This window comes from Streptomyces sp. NPDC047049 (genome assembly GCF_040643995.1).
GTDB classification, from domain to species: domain Bacteria; phylum Actinomycetota; class Actinomycetes; order Streptomycetales; family Streptomycetaceae; genus Streptomyces; species Streptomyces mooreae.
Genome location: NZ_JBEYVM010000001.1, coordinates 68,890 through 90,317, shown reverse-complemented (window position 1 = coordinate 90,317; position 21,428 = coordinate 68,890). Strand labels below are relative to the sequence as shown.

20 protein-coding genes are annotated in these 21,428 nt (G+C 70.7%); 11 read left to right on the top strand and 9 right to left on the bottom strand.

All coding sequences use genetic code 11. The features are described 5' to 3' along the window. Positions 1-79 precede the first annotated feature (79 nt). Both ABZ851_RS00430 and ABZ851_RS00425 read left to right on the top strand, forming a co-directional pair. Complete coding sequence (locus ABZ851_RS00430) at positions 80-1,570, top strand: amino acid adenylation domain-containing protein (protein WP_361120060.1); 1,491 nt, start codon at positions 80-82, stop codon at positions 1,568-1,570. Between the two features lie 45 nt (positions 1,571-1,615). Continuing rightward, positions 1,616-2,047 carry a hypothetical protein gene (locus ABZ851_RS00425; RefSeq protein ID WP_361120057.1) on the top strand — a complete coding sequence of 144 codons (432 nt, stop codon included), beginning with the start codon at positions 1,616-1,618 and terminating at the stop codon, positions 2,045-2,047. Positions 2,048-2,092: 45 nt separating this feature from the next. Here ABZ851_RS00425 and ABZ851_RS00420 read toward each other — a convergent pair whose 3' ends face one another. After that, complete coding sequence (locus tag ABZ851_RS00420) at positions 2,093-5,122, bottom strand: BTAD domain-containing putative transcriptional regulator (RefSeq protein ID WP_361120054.1); 3,030 nt, start codon at positions 5,120-5,122, stop codon at positions 2,093-2,095. Positions 5,123-5,771: 649 nt separating this feature from the next. On the opposite strand from ABZ851_RS00420, the gene ABZ851_RS00415 reads away from it, so the two are divergent. Then, positions 5,772-6,596, top strand: coding sequence for a hypothetical protein (locus tag ABZ851_RS00415; RefSeq protein WP_361120051.1), 825 nt, complete (start codon positions 5,772-5,774; stop codon positions 6,594-6,596). Positions 6,597-6,629: 33 nt separating this feature from the next. Here the strand turns inward: ABZ851_RS00415 and ABZ851_RS00410 are convergent, their stop codons facing one another. From ABZ851_RS00410 to ABZ851_RS00395, 4 genes are read right to left on the bottom strand one after another with little or no spacing between them, the layout of a single operon-like run. Further along, positions 6,630-7,838 carry a HAMP domain-containing sensor histidine kinase gene (locus tag ABZ851_RS00410; RefSeq protein ID WP_361120048.1) on the bottom strand — a complete coding sequence of 403 codons (1,209 nt, stop codon included), beginning with the start codon at positions 7,836-7,838 and terminating at the stop codon, positions 6,630-6,632. A gap of 5 nt (positions 7,839-7,843) precedes the next feature. Beyond that, entirely contained in the window at positions 7,844-8,521 is a 678-nt protein-coding gene (gene cseB / locus ABZ851_RS00405) for a two-component system response regulator CseB (RefSeq protein ID WP_361120045.1), read from the bottom strand. Between the two features lie 11 nt (positions 8,522-8,532). Beyond that, positions 8,533-8,985: a hypothetical protein gene (locus tag ABZ851_RS00400; RefSeq protein ID WP_361120042.1), complete on the bottom strand. Its 453-nt coding sequence runs from the start codon at positions 8,983-8,985 to the stop codon at positions 8,533-8,535. 15 nt (positions 8,986-9,000) lie between these two features. Beyond that, positions 9,001-9,510 carry a hypothetical protein gene (locus ABZ851_RS00395; RefSeq protein WP_361120039.1) on the bottom strand — a complete coding sequence of 170 codons (510 nt, stop codon included), beginning with the start codon at positions 9,508-9,510 and terminating at the stop codon, positions 9,001-9,003. A gap of 446 nt (positions 9,511-9,956) precedes the next feature. Between ABZ851_RS00395 and ABZ851_RS00390 the strand changes: the two genes are divergently transcribed. Both ABZ851_RS00390 and ABZ851_RS00385 read left to right on the top strand, forming a co-directional pair. Continuing rightward, positions 9,957-10,841, top strand: a complete 885-nt coding sequence (locus ABZ851_RS00390) for a glycerophosphodiester phosphodiesterase family protein (protein WP_361120036.1) — start codon at positions 9,957-9,959, stop codon at positions 10,839-10,841. A gap of 314 nt (positions 10,842-11,155) precedes the next feature. Beyond that, positions 11,156-12,484, top strand: a complete 1,329-nt coding sequence (locus ABZ851_RS00385; RefSeq protein WP_361120033.1) for an acyltransferase family protein — start codon at positions 11,156-11,158, stop codon at positions 12,482-12,484. A gap of 211 nt (positions 12,485-12,695) precedes the next feature. On the opposite strand, the gene ABZ851_RS00380 is transcribed toward ABZ851_RS00385, so the two are convergent. Together ABZ851_RS00380 and ABZ851_RS00375 are read right to left on the bottom strand one after the other, a co-directional pair. Beyond that, positions 12,696-13,175, bottom strand: a complete 480-nt coding sequence (locus ABZ851_RS00380) for a RidA family protein (RefSeq protein WP_361120030.1) — start codon at positions 13,173-13,175, stop codon at positions 12,696-12,698. A gap of 2 nt (positions 13,176-13,177) precedes the next feature. Beyond that, entirely contained in the window at positions 13,178-13,879 is a 702-nt protein-coding gene (locus ABZ851_RS00375; RefSeq protein WP_361120026.1) for a spheroidene monooxygenase, read from the bottom strand. 194 nt (positions 13,880-14,073) lie between these two features. Between ABZ851_RS00375 and ABZ851_RS00370 the strand changes: the two genes are divergently transcribed. Then, a complete protein-coding gene (locus ABZ851_RS00370) occupies positions 14,074-14,772 on the top strand; it encodes a TetR/AcrR family transcriptional regulator (protein ID WP_361120023.1) in 699 nt (232 codons plus the stop codon). A 4-nt stretch (positions 14,773-14,776) separates the two neighbouring features. Here the strand turns inward: ABZ851_RS00370 and ABZ851_RS00365 are convergent, their stop codons facing one another. Both ABZ851_RS00365 and ABZ851_RS00360 read right to left on the bottom strand, forming a co-directional pair. Further along, positions 14,777-15,871, bottom strand: a complete 1,095-nt coding sequence (locus ABZ851_RS00365; RefSeq protein ID WP_361120020.1) for an alpha/beta hydrolase — start codon at positions 15,869-15,871, stop codon at positions 14,777-14,779. A gap of 175 nt (positions 15,872-16,046) precedes the next feature. After that, positions 16,047-17,729: a bifunctional 3'-5' exonuclease/DNA polymerase gene (locus ABZ851_RS00360; protein ID WP_361120017.1), complete on the bottom strand. Its 1,683-nt coding sequence runs from the start codon at positions 17,727-17,729 to the stop codon at positions 16,047-16,049. Positions 17,730-18,209: 480 nt separating this feature from the next. On the opposite strand from ABZ851_RS00360, the gene ABZ851_RS00355 reads away from it, so the two are divergent. The 5 genes from ABZ851_RS00355 to ABZ851_RS00335 all read left to right on the top strand — a co-directional run bounded on the left by ABZ851_RS00355 (position 18,210) and on the right by ABZ851_RS00335 (position 21,406). Further along, positions 18,210-18,611 carry a rodlin gene (locus ABZ851_RS00355; RefSeq protein WP_336054127.1) on the top strand — a complete coding sequence of 134 codons (402 nt, stop codon included), beginning with the start codon at positions 18,210-18,212 and terminating at the stop codon, positions 18,609-18,611. 365 nt (positions 18,612-18,976) lie between these two features. Further along, positions 18,977-19,210: a chaplin gene (locus tag ABZ851_RS00350; protein WP_361120012.1), complete on the top strand. Its 234-nt coding sequence runs from the start codon at positions 18,977-18,979 to the stop codon at positions 19,208-19,210. A 267-nt stretch (positions 19,211-19,477) separates the two neighbouring features. Next, the gene (locus tag ABZ851_RS00345; RefSeq protein WP_336054125.1) at positions 19,478-19,765 is read left to right on the top strand and encodes a hypothetical protein; all 288 of its coding nucleotides are present in this window, start codon (positions 19,478-19,480) and stop codon (positions 19,763-19,765) included. 329 nt (positions 19,766-20,094) lie between these two features. Further along, on the top strand, positions 20,095-20,493 hold the full coding sequence (locus tag ABZ851_RS00340) for a rodlin (RefSeq protein WP_361120008.1): 399 nt from the start codon (positions 20,095-20,097) through the stop codon (positions 20,491-20,493). A 517-nt stretch (positions 20,494-21,010) separates the two neighbouring features. Beyond that, positions 21,011-21,406 (top strand): rodlin, encoded by a 396-nt coding sequence (locus tag ABZ851_RS00335; protein ID WP_361120005.1) that lies wholly within the window; start codon positions 21,011-21,013, stop codon positions 21,404-21,406. Positions 21,407-21,428 lie beyond the last annotated feature (22 nt).

Below are 21,428 nucleotides of genomic sequence, written 5' to 3'. Positions count from 1 at the left end.
GGATCGAATATCTGTGGTGGGTGGCCGGAATTCCGGCCGGCCCGGTCTTCGTTCCGTCGGCAGAGCGGGAGGGAATTCCATGGGAGCCGGACTCATCCACCAGGCCGTCGCGCACCGGGCCAGGACGGCGCCAAAAGCACCGGCGGTGGTGGACGGCACCGTACGGCTCGACTACGCCACCCTCGACGCGGCGGCGGACGCCTGGGCGGCCCGGCTGGCAGCGGCCGGCGCGGCGCCGGGCACGCTGGTCCCCGTCCTGCTGCCGCGCTCGGCCCGGTTGTACGTCGCGCTGCTCGCGGTCCTCAAGTGCGGTGCCGGGTATGCCGCCCTCGACCCCAGGTGGCCGCGGGAACGGATCGACTCCGTGCTCCGGCAGCTGGACGGACCCGTGCTGGTGACCGACCTCGACGAGCTGTCCGGGTGGCCCGTGTGGCAGCCCCCGGGCGACGTCGCCGACCTGGGCGGCACGGGTGCGTTCCGCGCGTACGACGGGCCGTCCGACGCTCCTGCCACGGTCTTCTTCACGTCCGGCACCAGCGGCACACCGAAGGGCGTGGTGTCCCCGCACGCGGCCACCACACGCCTGTTCACCGCGGACGGGCCCCTCGCCTTCGGCCCCGGCTCCGTCATGCTGCAGGCGGCCCCGTCGGCCTGGGACGCCTTCTCCCTGGAGCTGTGGGGGATGCTCACCACCGGCGGTACCTGTGTCACCGCCGCGGAGGACTACCTCCTCCCGGACACCCTGCGACACCTGATCGCCACGTGCGCGGTCGACCACGCCTGGCTCACCGCCTCCCTGTTCAACCTGTTCACCGAGATCGACCTGGACTGCTTCCAGGGGCTTGGGAGCCTCTACATCGGCGGGGAGCGGCTGTCGACCGCGCACGTGGACCGGTTCCTGGCTGCCCACCCCGGCGTGCGGCTGGTCAACGGCTACGGCCCGGTGGAGAGTTGCGTGTTCGCCACCGTGCACCCCGTCACCGCACAGGACTGCCGGGCGGAGCGCGGCGTCCCCATCGGCCGCCCGGTACCCGGTACCGCCGTGCACGTCCTGGACGAGAACGGACGGGAGTGCCCGCCCGGAGCCGTGGGCGAACTGTGCGTCAGCGGCGCCGGCCTGGCACACGGCTACCTCGGCGACCCGGCCCTGACGGCCGCCCGCTTCCACGAGAGCGGGCCGGGCGGCACCCGCCTCTACCGGACCGGCGACCAGGGCCTGAGGGACGCCGACGGCGTCTTCCACTTCACCGGGCGCACCGACCGTCAGGTCAAGATCCGCGGCTATCGCATCGAGCCGGAGGAGATCGAGGCCCATGCGGCCCGGCTGCCCGGGATCACGCACTGTGTGGCCGTCCCCGTGCCCGGCCAACTGGGCAACTACGACCGCCTCGCGCTGTTCTACACCTCCTCCGGCGAGGCCGCCGACGACCCGGTGCTGCTGCGCCGTTCCCTGGGCCTGCGGCTGCCCGCGCACGCGGTACCGGACGTCGTACGGCGCGTGCACCGGCTGCCGGTGACGGCCAACGGCAAGGTCGACCGGTCGGAACTGCTCGCCACGCTCACCGGCTGAGCGCCCGCCGGTCCCCCGTATCCCCGCCGAGAAAGGCACCCTTCCATGCCCGTCATCACCCTGCTGTCCCCCGACCCGAGCCCCGGCACTCCCGTGCTGGCACAGATCGCCGAGGCGGTCACCGGGCTGCTGGGCATTTCCTCGCAGCACTGCTGGGTAACCTGGCAGCGGCTCGACGCCGATGCGGCGCACCGCCCCGAATGGCACCGCGACACCCAGCCGACCGCGACCGGGCAGCGCGCCGCCGCCGCCCGCCCGCGTGCCCCGATCGGCTTCGTCACCTGCAAGGAAACCTACTCACGGGAGACGGTCGGCCGCCTCCTGCGGCTGCTGCGCGACGAGCTGGAAGCAGCGCTGGGAGTGCCGGGGGACGAGGTCTACCTCGCGGTGCGCCGGGCCGTGCCGGGTGAACTGCTGGTCAGGGGAGAGGTGTGGACCGGGGACGAGCCGGCCGCCACCACGGGCCACCACCACTGACCGGCCCCTTCCGTGCCAGGTCCCGTGTCCCGCCGCAGGGGCGGTTCAGCACCGATGCGGCTGAGGACCGTCGCTCCGCGCGGCGCTCGGGCCCCCGGCCTCGACCATCAGGTCCTCGGTGCGTTCCAGCCAGGACGTGGAGCCGAGTTCGGCGAACAGGTCCCGGGCCGCCTCAAGATGCGTGGCGGTCAGCTCGTAGTCGCCCCGCGTCAGTGCGATCTCGGCCAGTGAGTAGCGCGACTTGGCCTCGATGACCCGCTCGCCCACCTGCCGCGACAGGATCAGCGCACGGGCCAGCGTGTCGGCGGCGCTGTCGAGCCGCTTCTCCTGCCGGCGGACCGCGCCGAGGCCGTACAGCGCATACGCCTCACCGATCCGGTCCCCGCTGCCCCGTACGATCCGCAGCACCTCCTGCAGTGCCTCCTGGGCCTGTCGCGGCTGTCCGACCGCGAGGTGAAGCTCGGCGAACCGCTGCAGCACCTGGGCCTGGACGCGACGGCACTTCTCTTCCCGGGAGATGGTGAGGGCCTGTTCCAGGAGGGTGCGTGCCCGCTCGATGTTCCCCGAGGCCAGCCAACAGCCCGCCAGGCTGCGCATGATGTGGGCTTCGCCGATCCGGTCGCCGACCAGCCTGGTGATCGCCAGTGCCTCGTCGTACTTCTCCCGCATGGCGGTGTCGTCGCCGCGCACACTGTCCAGGTGGGCCGCATTGCGCAGCACCAGGGCGCGCCCGTGATCGTGTCCTTCCGCCTCGAACAGCTGCAGCGCCGTGCCGAAGCACTCCTCCGCCTGCTCCATGCGGGTCTGGAACATGTGCAGGGTCCCCAGGGAGTAGAGCATCGCGGCCTGGCCGATACGGTTACCGGCCCGCGCCGATGCCTCGTGCGCCAGGCGCGTGGTCTCCTCCCAGTCGTCGAAGTACCCCTTCGCCTCGAACAGCGTGACGGAGGAGAGGGCAAGGTCCCAGCACAACTCGTGCATCCCGGCGGCGGCTGCCTGCCGCACCGCCGTCACGAGCGCCTGCCGCTCGCCGCTGCGCCAGGTCATCGGCTGCGGTACGGGTTCCACGTCCGTGCTCTCGGGCAGCCGCCAGCGCTTCGCGCTGCCGTGGATGATGGTGTAATCCCCGCCGTACTCCTCCCGGTGGGCCTCCTCGACCAGCGAGAGCCACCCGCCCAGCACCCTTGCCAGGGCGGCGTCCGCTTCCTCCGGCGGTTCGGCCGCACACAGTTCCTCGCGCGCGTAGGCACGCACCAGATCGTGGAAGCGGTAGCACGGCCGGGGCGAGCCGGGGTACTGGACGGTGTCCATGACCTGGGCCTCGACCAGGAGGTCAAGGATGTCCTCCGCCGACGCGAAGTCGCAGTCCAGCAAGGCTGCCGCGACCCAGGCCGGTGAGGCGGGCGCCTGCACCAGGGAGAACAACCGGAACAGCCGCTGCGCCGACGGCGGAAGCGCCCGGTAGGTCAGGCTGATGGTGGAGCGCAGTTCCAGGCCGCGGTAGCTCAGCTCGTCCAGGCGCCGGCGCTCGTCCCGCAGGCGCTGGACCAGCCACTCGATCCGCCAGTGGGGGTGAGAGGCCAGCCGGGCGCCGGCGATCCGCAGCGCCAGGGGCAGTGCGTCGCAGAGGTTCACCAGTTCCACGGCGGTGTCGAGTTCCGCCTGCACCCGCTCACGGCCGATGATGCCGGCCAGCAGTTCGAGGGCGTTGGCCATGTCGAACACCGTGAGGTCGATGCTGCGGACGCCGGGCACGCCCGCCAGCCGGGCCCGGCTGGTGATGATCACCGCGCAGGTCGCGCTTCCCGGCAGGAGCGGTGTCACCTGCTCCGGGCTGGTCACTCCGTCCAGGACCACCAGCACACGGCTCTCCGCCAGCCTGCTGCGATACATCTCGGCCCGTTCCTGGGCATCGTCGGGAACCGCCTTGGCCGGAATCGTCAGCGCGCGCAGGAACCGGGCCAGCAGCGCCGAGATCTGTCCGTCGCCGGACGCGGTGTGCAGGTCGGCGTAGAGGAGGCCGTCGGGAAAGTGCTTGCTGACCTCGTAGGCGGCGCGTACGGCCAGAGCCGACTTGCCCACGCCCCCGGGGCCGGAGATGTCCACGATCGGCACGGCGTAATCCGGGGTCTTTGTCCGGGAGCAGGGCTCGAGCAGATCCTTGATCTTGTCGAGCTCACTGTGCCGTCCGGTGAAGTCGCCGATGCTGGCGGGCAGTTGACGGGGAATGAGGCGGAACCCGCCGTCTTGGACGTCCGGGGCGTCGGACCGGCCCGAGGGGAGAGGGGCGGCACCTTGCTCCGGGGAGGAGGCAGGAAGATCGAGCGCCGGGGACTGCCTCAGAACCGCCTGCGCCAGGTCGCGGAGCTCCGGCCCCGGCTCGATGCCCATCTCCTCGGTGAGGGCCTTGCGCGCACGCTGGAACGCCTCCAGCGCCTCGGCCTGCCGCCCCGAGCGGTACAGCGCCAGGATGAGCAGCTCATAGAGGCGTTCCCGCAGGGGATGCCGGCCGATCAGGGCCGTCAGTTCGGCACAGACCTCCTCGTGCCTGGCGAGCATGAGGTCGAGACGGACACGCTCCTCGAGAACGGTCAGGCGCGTGACATTGAGATGGGTGGCCGCGTGCCGTAAGGGGCCGTTGGGCACGCCGTCCAGGGCAGGGCCGCGCCAGAGCTCCAGGGCCTGGTGCAGGGTGGCCGCCGCCTCCGCGATCCGGTCCGCCCGGGTGTCTTCCCGCGCTCGGGCGACCAGCCTGTCGAACTCCAGGCTGTCCACGCTGCCCGGGTCCATGTCGAGCACGTAGCCGGGGGCACGGGTGGTGATGGCTCCGGGCCGGCCGGCCCGGGCGAACTGCTTCCGGAGCGTCGAGATGGCGACCTGGATCTGGCCGCGTGCGGTGGTGGGGGGCGAGTCGCCCCACACCGCATCGATGAGCTGTTCCGTGGATGCGGTGCGGTTGATGTTCAGTCCCAGCATCGCCAGGACCACTCGCTGACGCGGCCCGCCGAGGTCGAGCGAACGGCCTTCGTGGACCAGCTCAACCGGCCCCAGCAGCCGGAGGACTATGTCGTCCACTCTCCCCTCCCCGTACATGCATCGCGATCAAGGATCGGCACCGTAGCCCTCGGCCGGAGCTGAAATCCGGGTGATTGCCAGGAGTTTCCCGATAAATGGCACATGGGTGGCCCGATGCCCGCTTTCTCTCCGGCTGAGCGGTACCAGCCGTGCCGAGACGGGATCGACTCAGCGCATCAGGTTCTCAGGGCGGTCATCGGAAACCCGTGAAGGGCCGCCCGCCCAGCCCTTCGGACCGGCCTTCGGCAACAAACCCCGTCGAAGCGCCGTCGGGCAAGCAGGATGAACAGGTACCCCCGCAGATGGGGGCAGGTCGTCAGGCCGGACGGTGTCGGTCGGCGCCGCCCGGGGACGTGCCCGGGAGAGCCGACGGATCCGGGTGCGGTGTAGCCAGATATGGGGCTTGATCGCGCCCCGAACTGCAACTTCCCATGTCTGCCCCCGTTCAGCCCTGCGCGGGCGATGCCGCGCATACACGCAAACTCAAGCGCACGCCGGCCGGCGCGTGTGGTCAGGAAACACCAGCCGGACCGAACGCATGGCCATAATTGCACATACGTACAACGGCGCGCAGGGCACAAGGGCCGCGCCCCGTGGGGCCGGCCGCCTCGGCGCCGTCACCTTCCGGGTGCGGCACCGTGGAGGCGTGATGAACACGGACCAGCCGACCCAGACATCGCCACGCGGGCGCCTGCGCGAGGCCCTGTTGGGCATCGGGGAGAGGGGAGACGTCTCCGAGGCCGACCTCGGGGACGCGGTCACAGGCGCGTTGCGCGAGCTGGGCCGGGACGTGTTGGGGGAGCGCTCCCGCGTCGGGCTGGTCACCGTCGGCGCTGAGGACGACTCCCGTGGGCGACGTGTCGGTCTTCGCCTCGCGGACCATGACACCGGGCTGCCGGACCTGCTCTGGTACGCGGACGAGAGCGGTCTCCCGTCCGAGGTGCGGGAGAGCTGTCCGACGCTGAGTCAGGAGGAGTGGGAAGCCGGGCTGCTGGTCGCCAAGCTCGTGCTTACGGTGCTTGAGTCGGAGCCCGGCCCCGTGCCCGGCCCCGGGACCGAACCGGTCCCGGCCGATGTCGCACGGTGCCGCCCGCACGCCCCGCGCCCGGCCCGGTCGATACCGAGAGAGCGCTGTTGCCGGGCGCTGGCCGCGATGGCCGAACGCCGTGACCCGCACCCGGCCGAACTCACCGCACGCCTGCGGACCACACTGCTGGAATTCGCTTCGGAGACGCCCGACAACAAGGAGGCCGTACAGCACATCGCCGTGCGGTCCGCAGAACCGTCGTGTCAGGGGGCGCGGTGGCGTCTCGGGGGCTCGGGGTTCGCGTTCACACAGGTCTTGCTGAGCGCTGAAGGCTGGGCCGTCCCCAGCTGTGTGCGCGGAGAGTTCCCCGATGTGACCCAGGAGGAATGGACCGCCGTCATCCAGGTAACCGCGCTGGTTCTGCTGGCATTTGAGGGCGGTAGGTGAGGCCGGCAGCCGAGGCGTGGCCCACCTGGCGCTTCACGAGCCGTGCGGAGGGAGACGGACCGTGGCCAGCGCGCCCCCGTCCGGGGGGTTTTCGTAGGTCACCCGGGCGTTCAGTACGCGGGCCTGGCCGGTGACGATGGTGAGGCCCAGGCCGATGCCGGCGCCGCGTTCGCGGGCGCCGGTGCGGAAGCGCTGCGGGCCGTGGGCGAGGAGTTCGGCGGGGAAGCCGGAGCCGTGGTCGCGTATGCGGATTGCCGTGGCGTCGACTTCCATGGTCACGGGTGGGGCGCCGTGGGCCTGGGCGTTGGTGATCAGGTTGGCGAGGATCCGCTCGACGCGCCGGGGGTCGGTCCGCACGGGTGCTTCGTGGCACACGGTGACCTCGACGTCCCCGCCGGCCAGGGTGGCGGCCCGGTGCGCCAGGGTGCTCGGGAGGATCTTCTCGTGCTGGGCCTGCTCGACGCCCGGGACATCGAGCCGGGCGACCTCCAGGACGTTCTCCACCAGGGCGCGCAGGGTGTCCACACCCCCGCTGACCAGCTCGGCCGGGCGGCCGGGTGGCAGGAGTCCGACGGCGGTCACCAGACCGGCCACGGGGGTGCGCAGCTCATGGGCGATATCGGCGGTGACCTGCCGTTCGGCCTCCAGACGCGCGCTCAGGGCATCGGCCATGGTGTTGACGGCGGCGCCGAGCCGGGCGATCTCGTCCTTGCCCGTCGGCCGGACCCGGTCCGTCAGATCGCCGTCCGCGATCCGCTGCGCGGTGTCCGCGGAGGCGGTGATACGCCGTCCCGTGCCGGCCGCCGCGACGATGCCCAGCACACAGCCGAGCGCGGTGACGGACGCGCCGGAGCCGACCAGCACCCGGTCGAGATCGGCAAGGGCGCGGGCCTGCGGGGCGTAGGACCGCCGGAGGGCGAGGACGTCGCGGCCGCTGCGGGTGGCGGCCCACAGCACCGGGGCCCCGGAGCCGCCCCCGCTCTGGAGGCAGGTGGCCCGCACGGGGCGGTCGGTGACGGTCTTGCGGAGTGCGGCGGGCAGCTCCGGTGGGTTGACCAGGGCGCCGCTGTCGATCCCCGAGGCGTAGGCGCTGACCGCCTCGACGAGCCGGGCGTCGAGCACATGGGCCGCGTTCTTGCGCTGGTCCTCCGCGGTGAGCTGGTGCACCAGCAGCCCGATGAGCGTGGCGACGATCGCGGCCGTTCCGGCGATGACCAAGGCGGTCTTGGTGCGCAGTCCCATGGGGGTCAGGGCGCGAGCTTGTAGCCGAAGCCGCGGACGGTGACGATGCGGCTGTGTCCGATCTTGGCGCGCAGCCGGAGCACATGGACGTCGACGACACGGTGGTCGCCGCCGCACGCGTAGTCCCATACGCGTTCCAGCAGTGTGGTGCGCGAGAGCACGACGCCGGGTTCGGCCGCGAATTCGAGGATCAGCTTGCGCTCGGTGGGGGTGAGGTCGAGCAGTTGGCCGGCCCGGTGGATGTCCATGGAGGCGGTGTCCACCGTGAGGTCACCGAACCGCAGCAGTGTGCTGTCCTCGGGCTGACCGGGCTCGGAGAAATCCGTGGTGCGGCGCAGCGCGGCGCGTATCCGGGCGACGAGCACCGGTATGTCGTACGGCTTGGTGAGGTAGTCGTCGGCGCCGGCTTCGAGCCCGAGGACGACGTCCACCGGGTCGGTGCGGGCGGAGAGCATCAGCACCGGCAGCCGGCTCACCTCACGGATGCGGCGTACCACACTGACCCCGTCGAGGCGGGGCAGCATCACGTCCAGGAGGGCGACATCGGGGGCGCGCTCTCGGAACCGTGCCAGCCCGGCGTGGCCGTCGGCGGCCGTGCGCACCCGGTACCCGTAGCGCTCCAGGGACAGTTGGGTGGCCTCGCGCAGCAGCGGGTCGTCCTCCACGAGCAGCACATCGGTCATCGCTGGCATTCCTAGGGCTCGGGGACGGGCAGCCGGACGTCGCGCAGCTTGTCTGCCTGGTCGTACCGGAGGGGACGGGTGGACCGTACGACGGCGCGGCTGTAGTAGGAGACGTTCTCCTGGTGCTGCAGGCGGCTGAGTTCGATGGTGGCCCGGTATCCGTGCGCGGGGCAGTGGGGGAGGCACCACGTGCCGGTCAGCCGCCCGGTGGCGACGGCCTTCGGCGTTCCCCACGATCGCCAGCTGAGCCGGGAGACCGAGGAGAACTCGGTGAGGGCGAACCCCGTGGGACGGGTCAGCGGATGGCCCAGGGTGTCGGAGACATAGACCGGCCCGCGGACCTTGGTGGGGCTGGGTGCGGGGCCCTCGACACGGGGCGCTTCGGGGCTGCCGCACCCGGTGAGGCCCACGGCCGCCAGCACCAGCGCGATGACGGTGGTGCCGGTGGCCGTGGGCCTGTTCATCGGGGGCCTTTCCCGTCAGGTGGTGGCGAGATGACGCTTGCCCTGGAGGTCTTCGGAATCGTACGCACCCGAGCCCCCGGCCAGCTTCAGGGTGAAGGCGGAGAAGACCTTCTTGCCGTTCACGGTCTTGGGGTCGGAGAGCGTCAGGGTCGCCTTCAGCGGCTTGTCGAGGCAGGCCTGGCCGCACCAGAGGCCGGTGACCGTGCCGGTGGCGACGGCCTTCTTGGCGTCCCACTGCTTCCAGTTGAGGTCGCCGGCCGAGGTGAACTCGGAGAGCACCAGGCGCTCGGGGCTGCGCTCGGCCTTGCCCTTGTCGGCGTGCTCCTCGCCGTAGTGGTTCATGACGTAGGGGGTGCCCGCGGCGCGGGTGACGCTCGCGGTGTGAGCGGTGTGAGCGGTGTGAGCCGAGGCGGTGGCGGCGGTCGCCGCGTTGGCGGTGGCGAAGGTGCCGAGGACGGCGACACAGGACAGTGCGGCGCCGATGGCCGTCTTGTGGCGTCGGGTCATGTTCGTGGTGCGCTTCATGGCTCTCGCTCCGGTTCGTTGGATCGGTCGGCGCGAATGAAGCTATGAGTGACGTTTTTCGGTGGACTGTCAGCTGTGTAACAGCCGTCCATCGGCGGTTGTTACGTGATCTACATACGGGCGGGGAGGCCTTGACCGGGCCACGGCCACGGCGTGCAGGGATCACCGAGGGGGTGAGGGCATACACGGATGGAGGGCCGCCCGGGAACCCGCCACCCGTCCGCTCCGCGCGTCTGCCCACCCCCACTGACCTGGGAAAAGACGGCCGGTGGAACAGGTGGTGCCCAGCGGGCGCAGCGATGCTCGCGTGGCGGGCGACGGGGGATGCGGGCATGTTGAGGAGACAGCCGCATTCCTGGACGGAGTTATACGGAGGGAAGGGCCTCAGGGGGCAAACCTGACGCGGACGGGGCCGTCCGCGGGTGAGCGGACCAGGAGACTCCCGCATGCTGCGAAGATCGCTGCGGATACCCGCCGCCGGGGTCGCCTACCTGGTGGCCGCCGCGGTGTCGTCGTCCGCGATGGCCTCCGGTCCGCAGGAGTACGCGGATGCCGCGGTGAGCAGCGGGACCCGGGCCGGCCCCGGCACCGCGGCCACACTGGTGATCGCCCACCGCGGCGCCTCCCGTTACGCCCCCGAGAACACCCTCGCCGCCGTCGATGCCGCGCACCGCCGCGGGCTCATATGGGTCGAGAACGACGTGCAGCGCAGCAAGGACGGCCGGCTGGTGGTGATGCATGACGCCACCCTGCGGCGGACGACCGACGCCGCGAAGGTGTTTCCCGGACGGGCGCCGTGGCGGGTGGGGGACTTCACGGCCGCCGAGCTCGCGCGGCTGGACGCCGGCAGCTGGTTCGGCAGGCGGTTCGCCGGGGAGCGGGTGCCGACGCTCGCCGACTATCTGCGCCGTCTGGACCACAACGGGCAGCGCCTTTTGCTGGAGATCAAGGCCCCGGAGAAATACCCCGGAATCGAGGCGCAGGTCATCCGCGAACTGCGGGCACGGGGGTGGCTGGATCGGGCCCATGTCCGGAGCCGGCTGGTCGTCCAGAGCTTCTCCGTGCCGTGCGTCAAGGCCGTGCACGAGGTGGCGCCCGAGATCCTTACGGGGATTCTCGGGGCGCCCGGGGTGGACGAGCTGGCGCGCTATGCGCGGTTCGCCGATCAGATCAACCCCCGTGCGTCCGCGCTCAGTTCACGTTGGCTGACGGCCGTGCACCGGCTGCGCGGCCCGCACGGCCGCCGGCTCCAGGTCTATGTGTGGGACGTGGCGAAGAACACCAGCGCCCGGTCCGCGAGGGCCCGAGGGGTCGAAGGTGTTATTGAATAATGGGCAAGGGGCGGAGATTGGCGGGGCATTGTCCGGATCTCGGCCCCGGTCTCACGGTGCGCCGGACAGTGTTCCGGGCCGCGCCGCCGCCCGTGGTGCGTGAAGGAGCTGTGGAGGGCGGATGCGGCGCGTGTGGCCGCCGCAGACAGGGATTTACGTGATTCCCGCCGCGAGGCTAAGGTGCCTGAGATGTTCGACGCCGCCACACTCCCCGTAAAAGAACTAAGACGCAGGATTTGGCTTTTGGGTTCCGATTTGCGGCCCGGTGCGGGCCAGCGTCCAGCTCCTCCTCTGGGATCGTTCCGGGAGGCTCCTTGAAAGAGAATTTTCCGGCGTACGGCGAACGGCGGGTGCCGCTTCCCCCGCCTCGGCAGCTGCCGCCTGACGAGCTGAGTCCGGCGGGCGCGGCCGCGGCCGCCGGTGCGACGGCAACGATGGCACCGGCGACGGCGACGGCGACGGCTACCGCATCCGGTTCGGCGGCGACGACCGCCCCCGGTTCGTCGACGGGCCGTCAATCCGCGCCCACCGCCGGTACTTCGCCTGCCGGACACCGCAGTCATGCCAAGCGCCCGGGTACGGGCCGCGACGGGAAAGCCGCGGCGGCCGACGCCAAGGCGAAGCCGCGCGACGCGTTCTTCGACAATGCGAAGTACCTGGCCATCGTGTTCGTGGCGATGGGCCACTCCTGGGAACCGCTGCGCGACGGCAGCCGGACGGCGGCCGCGCTCTACATCACCGTCTACGCCTTCCATATGCCGGCGTTCATCATCATCTCCGGCTATTTCTCGCGCAGTTTCGATATGCGCAAGGACCGGCTGCAGCGGCTGATTACCGGCGTCGCGGTTCCCTACATCCTCTTCGAAGTCGCCTACACGCTCTTCAAGAGGTGGGCGGACGACGATCCGGGTTATCCGATCAGCCTGATGGACCCCTGGTATCTGACGTGGTTCCTGGCCGCCCTGTTCATCTGGCGGCTGACCACTCCGCTGTGGAAGATCGTGCGCTGGCCGGTCCCGCTCGCCCTGTCCATCGCCGTGCTCGCGTCCCTCTCGCCGGACATCGGCGACGACCTGGACCTTCAGCGAGTGCTGCAGTTCCTGCCGTTCTTCGTGATCGGGCTGTCGCTGCGGCCGGAGCACTTCAAGCTCGTACGCCGCAGGAAGGCGCGGATCCTGGCCGTACCGGTCTTCGCGGCCGCGCTGGTCTTCGCGTACTGGGCGGCGCCGCGGATGAACGCCGCCTGGTTCTACCACCGTGACGCCGCGCAGGAGCTGGCCGCCCCGTGGTGGAGCGGCGCGGTGATGACGCTGGCGATGTTCGGCTGCTCACTCGTTCTGGTGGCCTGCTTCTTCGCCTGGATTCCGGGGCGCACGATGTGGTGCACGGCGCTGGGGGCGGGCACGCTCTACGGCTATCTGCTGCACGGCTTCCTCGCCAAGGGGTCGCGCTTTTGGAACTGGTACGACGCGGACTGGATGCAGACCCCGTGGGGCGCGGTACTGCTGACGCTCATCGCGGGCACCGTCATCACGCTGCTGTGCACACCACCTGTGCAGCGGATCTTCCGCTTCGCCATGGAGCCCAAGATGACCTGGGCCTTCAAGAAGGACCCGGTGGGAGAGGCCCGCGGCCGGAACTGAGCGGTCGGGCGCTGTGCGCGGTGACGCGTCAGCGAGTGGGCGGCCGCAGCGTGCGTCCAGGAACAGCGCGAGGGGCGCCCGCCCCGCCGGGAGACGGCGGGGCGGGCGCCCCTCGCGCGTAGGGGAGGCGCAGTGGCCGGGCGAGCCCCGGTGCGCGGGCGCCGTGGGGCGTTCAACGGAGGCGCGGTGGCCGGGCACCGGCGTCGTGCCGTCAGCGGACGACGGCGATGCCCTCGATCTCGACCAGGGCCGTCTCGTCCCACAGACGGGTGGCGCCGATCACGGCCATCGCCGGATAGTCGCTGCCGACCAGGCGCTTCCACACCGCGCCGAGGTCACGGGCATGGCGGCGGTAGTCGGCGACATCGACGGCGAAGACGGTGAGCTTGGCGAGGTCGGACGGACGGGCGCCGGCGGCCGCCGCGACGTCCAGGAGATTCGTCAGCGCCCGCTCGAACTGCTCGACGATGCCGTCCCCGATGATCCGGCCCGAGCCGTCGAGAGCGGTCTGCCCGGCGAGGAAGACCAGGGTTCCCGGGGCGGCGCGCACGGCATGGCTGAATCCGGTCGGCGGCGCGAGATGCGGCGGGTTGATGCGCTCCGGCTCGCCGCCGCGCGCCCCCGCGGCAGCACCGTGGTCACCGCTCCCGGCCCTCGTTCCCGCCTCCGCGTCCGTCCCGCTCTCGCGCATCCTCACCGGCTCCCCTCCGCCGCCCTCGCGGCCGCTGCCATCGGGTCGTGGCCGTCCAGTGTGCCCTGGGCGCCATAGGGACGGCAGCGCAGAAACGCTGCCTCGTGGTGGAAGGGCTTCGCCGCGTGCTCCCGGACCGCTTCCTGGTGCGCGGGGCGGCCGGTGCCGTAGGCGTAGCGGCACATCGCCGCCGTGCTCTGCCAGAGGGAGAACGTGCCGACGAAGCGGGGCGGTCGGGCCAGGGCGGCCGAAGCGACCATCGAGGGATCGGCCGCGGCCCGGCCGGCGGCCCGGGAATTGGCCCGCAGGAACGGCAGTGCGCGACGCAGCCGCAGCTGCCCGAGGGTGAGGACGACGACCGGCGCGTCCCCCGCTTCCCGCGCGGCGCCGGGGTCGGTTCCGACCGGCATGGCGGGCCAGGAACCGGATATCCGCAGCGGCTGCAGGCGCACGTGCCAGCCGCCGGCCAGCCGCCGCGGCAGCGGGTCCTCGGCGAGGAAACGGTCGAGCGCGGCATCGTCCTCCCACGCGGCGAGCAGCGCGGCCCGGCCGGGGTGCAGCACGGGCGGACCGGAGGCGAGGGCGCCGGTGAGGGTGGTCTGGGCGTACCGGAGGCCGGGCGTGGAGTCCGGCCGTGGACGCTCGCGGAGGACGGCGCGGACGTTGCGGACACCGATGTCGGCGAAATGAAGGGAAACGATCACGACGAGCCCCCGTACCTGGTCCTGTTGGGACGGTCCTGCCACGGCAGTCCCACCGGAGCTTGCCGGCTCCGCTGATTCTGACGAAGCTACTGATGCGTATACCAAGCGGTACACGATCCAGTATCCTTCATCACGGCGGCCCAGGCGAGCCGAAATCACCAGCCGGAACAAGCCAGATTGCAAGGGGGGAGCGCATGAGCGAGATCGACCGGAGCCGCGCCGCGCGGGCCGAGGCCAGGACGCGTATCGAGGACGCTGCGGCCCGGCTGTTCGCGAAGCGCGGCTTCGCGGGCACCACCATCGGGGAGATCGCCGCCGAAGCGGGCCTGAGCAAGCCGATGCTCTACCGGCACTTCGACTCCAAGCAGGAGCTGCACCTCGCCCTGCTGGAGCGGCACCGCGACGAGCTGGCGGCCGCCCCGATCCGCGAACTCCTCCACGGCGACGGCGATCTGGCCGCGAGAATGACGGCGATGTACGACGCCTGGTTCGGCTATGTGCAGAGCCACCCGTACACCTGGCGCATGATGTTCCGGGACACCACGGGCGATGCCCAGGTCGCGGCCTTCCACCGTGAAGTGCAGCGCAGACAGCGGGAGACGGACGTGGCGCTGCTGCGCGAGGTCGTGCCCGGCATCCCCGAGGCCGAGCTGGAACCCCTCGGCGAGGCGATCCGCAGTGCGCTCTACGGGCTGGCGCTGTGGTGGCTGGAGCGGCCCGACCGCCCCCGCGAGCTGCTGGTCGCGACGATGGTGCGGATCACCCGTGGCCTGATCTCCACCGTCGAGGCCCCGAGCGGCGGGCACGGGGACGACGGGCAGGCCGCCGAGGCCGAGGCCGCCGGGGCATCGGCGGGGAAGGACACTCCCGGCCCGCCGGGAGGGACGGACTGAGCGCTCACACCACCGCCGGGGACTCCGGATGGAGCGCCGCCCGCAACTGCCCCGTCCAGTGGGCCGTCATCTCCTTCGCCACCCTGGTGTCCGGCGCGTACAGCTCGAAGCCGTGCCAGGCGCCGGGCACATTGCGGACCGTGACCGGCACGCCCGCGTCCATCAGGCGCCGGGCGTAGGCCAGCCCCGCCTCGCGCATCGGATCGAGATCGCAGACCAGGACATGGGCCGGTGGCAGTCCCGACAGCTCGGTGGCGCGAGCGGGCGCGGCATACGCCTCCGCCACCGTCGTCCCGTCCGGAAGATAGTGCCGCCACGACGACTGGACGCCGCGACCGTTGAGCACCCGCGCGTCCAGGGCTCCCTCCGCGTCCGCTGCCGTGCCGGCCGCCGCGTCCGCCCCGACCCGGTCATCCAGATCCGGGACGCACAGCGACTGATAGGCGAGCTCCGGCCCGCCGCGGTCGCGGGCCATCAGGGCGACCGCGGCACTGAGTCCACCGCCCGCCGACTTCCCGGCCACCGCGATCCGCGCGGGATCGATGCCCAGCTCCGCGGCCCGCCCGGCCACCCATTCCAGTGCGAGATAGCAGTCCTCCACCGCGGCCGGATAGCGGTGCTCCGGGGCCAGGCGGTATTCCACGGTGACGAGCACGGCGGGCAGTGCGCGGCAGAGCTCGATGGCCACCCGGTCCTGCCCCGGCAGCGCCCGCCCGAGGGCGAACCCGCCCCCGTGGAAGTGCAGTACGGCGGGCAGCCCGTTCCCGGCGCCATTGGCGTTCCCGGGATCCCCGGTGTCTTCGGTGGCGGTACCCACCGAAGACACCGGACGGTAGACCTCGACCGTCAGCGCACCGCCATCCGTCGGCGCGCCGCCGTCCGCAGGCGCGCCGCCGCCCGTTCGCGGGATGCCGTACCGCTCACTGCACACGCCCGTACGGTCCGCCGGGAAGGCGGCCAGCATGTCGTGGAACGCGGCGCGCGCGGCCTCGATGTCCTCATACGGATCGGCGACCCGCGGCAACGCCTCGTAGGCCGACAGGAGTTCGGGGTGCACCCGCGCCGCGGTCCGGTCATTCATCTCGGGCTGGACGCTCATACGGAGTGCTCCTCGTTCAGAACGGACATGCCACAGCTTCTGCTCACGATCTCCGCCCGCACGCGCCCACGCCCACCGGCAGGCGGTACGCGCCCAGGCACAGCCTGCCTGCGCACACCCCCAGCCGGCACCGGCCCCGCCGCGCCCGCTGCCCCGCCGTCCCCGCCGCGCCCGTTCACTTCGCCTCCGCATAACACTCCACCACCGCCGTGGTGAACGGAAAGCGGACCGGCGTCTCCCCGAACGCGATCCGCCCGGCCGTCGCGGCGGCCGCCGCGACCGCCTCGGCGACCGTTGCCGCCTCCGCCGCGGGGCAGTGCACGATCACCTCGTCATGCTGGAAGAAGACCAGTTCGGCGCGGAGCCCGCCCTCCGACAACGAGCGGCGCAGCGCGGCCAGGAGCAGCAGGGCCCAGTCGGCAGCGCTGCCCTGGACGACGAAATTGCGGGTGAACCGGCCGCGCGCCCGGGCGGCCGCCGAGCCGCTGCCGTAGGCCGGGGACGGCTCCTCCTCCTGGGGCAGGCCCGCCTCGTCGGGAGGTGCCACGGAAGCGGGCGGGCAGGTGCGGCCCAGCCAGGTGCGCACCAGCCGTCCTTCCTCGCCCGCGCGCGCCGCCTCGTCCACATACGCCACCGCGGCCGGATAGCGGCGGCGCAGATCGGCCATGTGCTTGAGGGCGTCGCCGGACGTCTGGCCGTAAATGGCGCCCAGCAGACCGAGCTTGGCCCGGTCGCGGTCGCCCCCGAACGCGCGGGCGGCCAGGTCCGCGTACAGGTCCTCGCCGCGGCCGGCCAGCTCCATCAGGCCCCGGTCGCGGGAGACGGCCGCCAGTACGCGGGGTTCCATCTGGGCGGCGTCGGCGACCACCAGGCGCCATCCCGGGTCGGCGCGTACGGCCTGCCGGATCACCTTGGGGATCTGCAGCGCACCACCGCCGTTGGTGGTCCAGCGGCCGGAGACCGTGCCACCGGGCAGATACCCGGGGCGGAAGCGGCCGTCGTGCACCCACTGCTGGAGCCATGCCCACCCATGGGCGGTATAGAGGCGGTAGAGCGTCTTGTACTCCAGCAGCGGCGCCACCGCGGGGTGATCGATCTGCCGCAGCTCCCATTTACGGGTCGAGGTGAGGGAAATACCGGCGCCGGCAAAGGCCTTGACGATGTCCTGGGGCAGATCCGGGCGCACCCGCCGGCCCGCCCCGAAGGCCCGGGACACCTCGTCGGCCAGCTCCGCCATCCGGCGCGGCTCCCCGCCGCCCGGATAGCGCTCGCCCAGCAGCTCGTCGAGCAGCTTGCGGTGCACATCGGCGCGCCAGGGCACCCCGGCCCGCCCCATTTCCGTGGCGACCAGCATGCCCGCGGATTCGGCGGCGAGCAGCAGCCGCATCCGGTCCGGATGTTCCGCCCTCCTGGTACGCGCCAGGTGTCCTGCATAGACCTCCAGCAGCGCCGTGAGCTCGTCCGTGCCGGGCGGCAGCGGCACCGGGCCCGGCTCGAACAGGGACGGCTGGGCCTGAGCCGTACGGACCGGCGCGTCCTGCGGGACGGGCCGGCCGTGGAGCCGCGCCCAGGCGGCGGCCAGCGAGTGCGGCTGGCCCGACTGGCCCTCCTCGTGGCCGATCAGCAGCGCCTCGGCGGCCTCCACGTCATAGCACCGCTCGACCCGCACCCCCGCCGCCGCCAGCCGCCGGTAGATCTCCGCGGTGGACCGCCACACCCACCGCTCGACCTCGGGCCGGGTACGCACGGCCTCGGCGAGCGAGGGCTCCCGCAGCACCGGTCCGGCGGCCCGCCCGTCCCGGTCGAGCGGGCAGAGACGAGCACCCCCGTCGCCCGTCTCCACCACCGCCCATCTCATGCCTCCGAGTCTTCCACCAGGGTCTGACAATCGCCCTGACCAGCGCAGACGACACGACCCCGGCGTCTCTCCCGCCGGCGACGGTCACCTCCTGGCCCCTTGCCCACGGTGCCGGCCCCAACCGGACGTCCTCTCAAACAGGTTGACGTGTGGCGCACCGTGCGGTGTGCGAAACGCCCCTCATGCCGCCGCCCGGCCGAATCCGGCCTTCGGTAACACCTGAGTCAACTCAGGCTCCTTCTCCGTCATTTGAGGACCAAATCCAGTGGGCCCGCCGTCCGCCTGGCAAAGGCCGGTACAAATTCTTCGTACCGGCCTTTGAAATGCCAAAACGGCATCCGGAAGGGGGACTTGGTCCGGGTCCAGTGATATGTATCTATGGTTTCGTGGCATTCGGGTGAAACGGCGAAACCGCACCCTCAGAAGCGAGTTGACCAGTGCGCTCCGGAAACGGGCACTCCGCTTCGAGAAGGGTAAATCGTGATCAAGAAGGTCCTGGCGACGACGGCCGTAGCCGCGTCCGTCGTAGGAATCTCGGCGACGGCCGCCCCCCAGGCGATGGCGATCGGTAACCACAACGGCACGTCGACGGTCAACGGCAACGGTGCCAAGAGCGCCTTCGGCAACTCCACCACCGTGGGCAAGATGAGCCCGCAGTTGGAGCTCATCCAGGGCTCGCTGAACAAGCCGTGCCTCGGCCTGGGCAAGGTCAACGCCCAGGTCGCCGCAGTTCTGGCCAACGTGCAGGACGTCAACGTCCTGTCCTCGCCGCAGAACCAGCAGTGCACGGAGAACTCCACCCAGGCCAAGGGCGACGAGGCGCTGTCGCACATCCTCAGCGACATCCCGATCCTGTCCGGGAACGGCGTCGGCAACCACTGAGTCGGCCATCGGCCGCAGGTCCGGACCGCCGGCTCTCGCTTCCAGAGCGGTCCGGGGCCTGTGGCGCCCCGTTGGGAACCGTAGGGACGGAATTCCTCGATCCCCCTCTCGGTAGGAATTCGCCTTCGGCGGGTACCTCGCCTGTTCGAACTCCGGTGTTTTTTCCGCGTCGTATGCACGGCGACAATCTCCTGAAGCGGTGCTGCATCGTTCGGGCGATTCCTCCGAAAACCTCCCGGCAAGAGTTTCGTGCCCGAGGGGAAATCGTTACCAATATTGGCAGCGGTGTTACGGGCGAGCAGAAAACCGCCCGTGCGGCACGACGGTCGTGTTCGCCACGGACCCGCTGCAAGGAAGGGCTGAAAGTGAAGTACGCAAAGGTCGCAGCGATCACTGCCGGTACGATCATGGCGGTGGGTGCGGCAACGCCTGCGTTCGCCGACGCGGGTGTCGCTGGTGGCGCCAAGAACTCCCCGGGTGTGCTTTCCGGCAACGCCATCCAGGTGCCGATCCACATCCCGATCAACCTCTGCGGCAACACCGTCAACTTCGTTTCTCTGCTGAACCCGGCGTTCGGCAACACCTGCCTGAACCACTGACTCGAAGCAATTCGAGCCGTGTCCATGTGACCCGGCCCCGGTATGCAGACCACTGCGACCGGGGCTGGTCGCCCTTCGCCCCGGTGGGCACATGCGCAAGACGCTTGATTTCCAAGCGGATTGACGAGAAGAAGACCACTCCGGGTTTCTCCGGGCGGAGGCACTCGTTAGTCAAGCGGAAAGCGGTGAGCCGAGCAGCGACGCCATTGCTCGCGCGGCGCCGATGTCGCCGGACCGCTGAGGCACCGCTCGAGAAGGGACAGTTGAATGAAGTACGCAAAGTCTGCCGCGGTTGTTGCCGGTTCCGTCATGGCGCTGGGGGTCGCCGCACCCGCATTCGCCGGCCAGCCCGGAGCCCCGACCATGAGCCTCAACGGCGGGCTGACCGACGCGCTGAGCAGCAAGCAGCTGGACGGCCACCAGCTCACTCCGCTGGTCAAAACGGTCAAGACCGCGGGGGGCAAGGTCAGGTCGACCAATGCGAAGAAGCTGCTCCGTGGTGTCACCGGGGCGACCAAGAAGCCTCCGCTGCTCGGCGGCCTGCCGCTCAAGTAATTCCCGGGCGCCCGGCGTGGGCCCGGATTTACTGTCCTTCGGCTGTGCCCGGTGAGCGCGATGTGGTAGCGGAATGCGCGTTACCCGTCTGCTGACATGCGGCGCCCGAAGCTCTCCCACCCCCCTCGCGCTTTCTCGCCCCGGTCCCCGGTCGGTCCGGACCCGGAATTCCTGTGGCGATGCCGGTCCGTAAAAGTGGCTCCGGAAAGCGGCACGGGAAAACGGCTCCGGTGGCCAGCTCATTTGGGTGAATGAGAACAACCAAAAACAACCCTGTGAGTTGGGCAGTTCGCCCGGCCCAAGGGCATCCCGAAACACGAAGGATCAAAATGATCAAGAAGGCCTTGGCCACCGCAGCCGCGGCTGCGTCCATCGTCGGCGTGGCCGCCGCTGCCGCTCCCCAGGCGATGGCGATCGGTAACCAGCACGGAACGTCTTCCGTCAACGGAAACGGCGCGCAGCAGTATTTCGGAAACTCCACCACGTACGGCTACATGAGCCCGCAGATCGGCCTGATCCAGGGCTCGCTCAACAAGCCCTGCCTGGCTCTGGGCAAGCTGAACCTCCAGGGTGCGGGTGGTCTCCTGCTGCAGGACCTCAACGTCCTGTCGTCGCCGCAGAACCAGCAGTGCACCGAGAATTCCACCCAGGCCAAGGGTGACGAGCCGCTGTCGCACATCCTGGACAACATCCCGGTTCTTTCCGGCAACGGTGCCGGCAACCACTGATCGGCTGATGAGCACCCGGGCCGCCCGGTCCTCCTTCTTCCGGGCGGCCCGGGTTTCCGCTGCCCGGCGCCGGGGCGGAAATGTTATTCGCTCGTGACTGAACTCCGCTGCGCCGGATCGTTAGGAATGATGTGTGGAGGGAAGCATGCCAATGCCCTCGCGAGATTGATGGGGCCGCGAGGGCATTGGCATGCCGTCCGTAACGAGTGCAGGGCCCGCGAATCCGTTCAGCGGTTTCGCGGGCCCTGCGTCGTCTGCAGCAGAAGTCATGGTGCCCGGAGGCTTTCCAGGCCGTTCCGGGGCGATCCTCGGAGGTTCACGGCGAAGCTCCGAGGGTAACAAGTCGCATTTTCGGTACGCGAATTGGGGCGGGGCTTTGCCGGCAGCGGCCCATGAGGCCCCTGCGGAAGACCTGATACCTGCTATTCGGGTGATGGTGCGGAACTCAAGCCCCTATGGCGGGTTGTTCAAACAGGGCTCCCGTGTCGGGAGTTTCCTCTCCTGAAGGGTTTGCGTGATGAAGAAGATGATGGCGGGCGCGGCTGTGGCGGCGTCGCTGATCGGTATGTCCGCTGCGGCCGCTCCCGACGCCATGGCGATCGGTGACCAGCAGGGCACCAGCACGGTCAACGGAAACGGGGCGGCGTCGGTCTACGGCAACTCCACCACGCGCGGCAGTCTGAGCCCCCAGCTCGGGCTCGTCCAAGGATCGCTGAACGACCTGTGCCTCGGTCTGGGCAAGCTGAACCTCCAGGGCGTCTCCGCGATCCAGGCGCAGGACATCAACATCCTGTCGTCGCCGCAGAACCAGCAGTGCGTCCACAACTCGACGCAGGCCAAGGGCGACGAGCCGCTGTCGCACATCATCGACGACATTCCGATCCTCTCCGGGAACGGTGTGCACAACGGCTGACCGCAGGCGGCCTCGGCCGTTC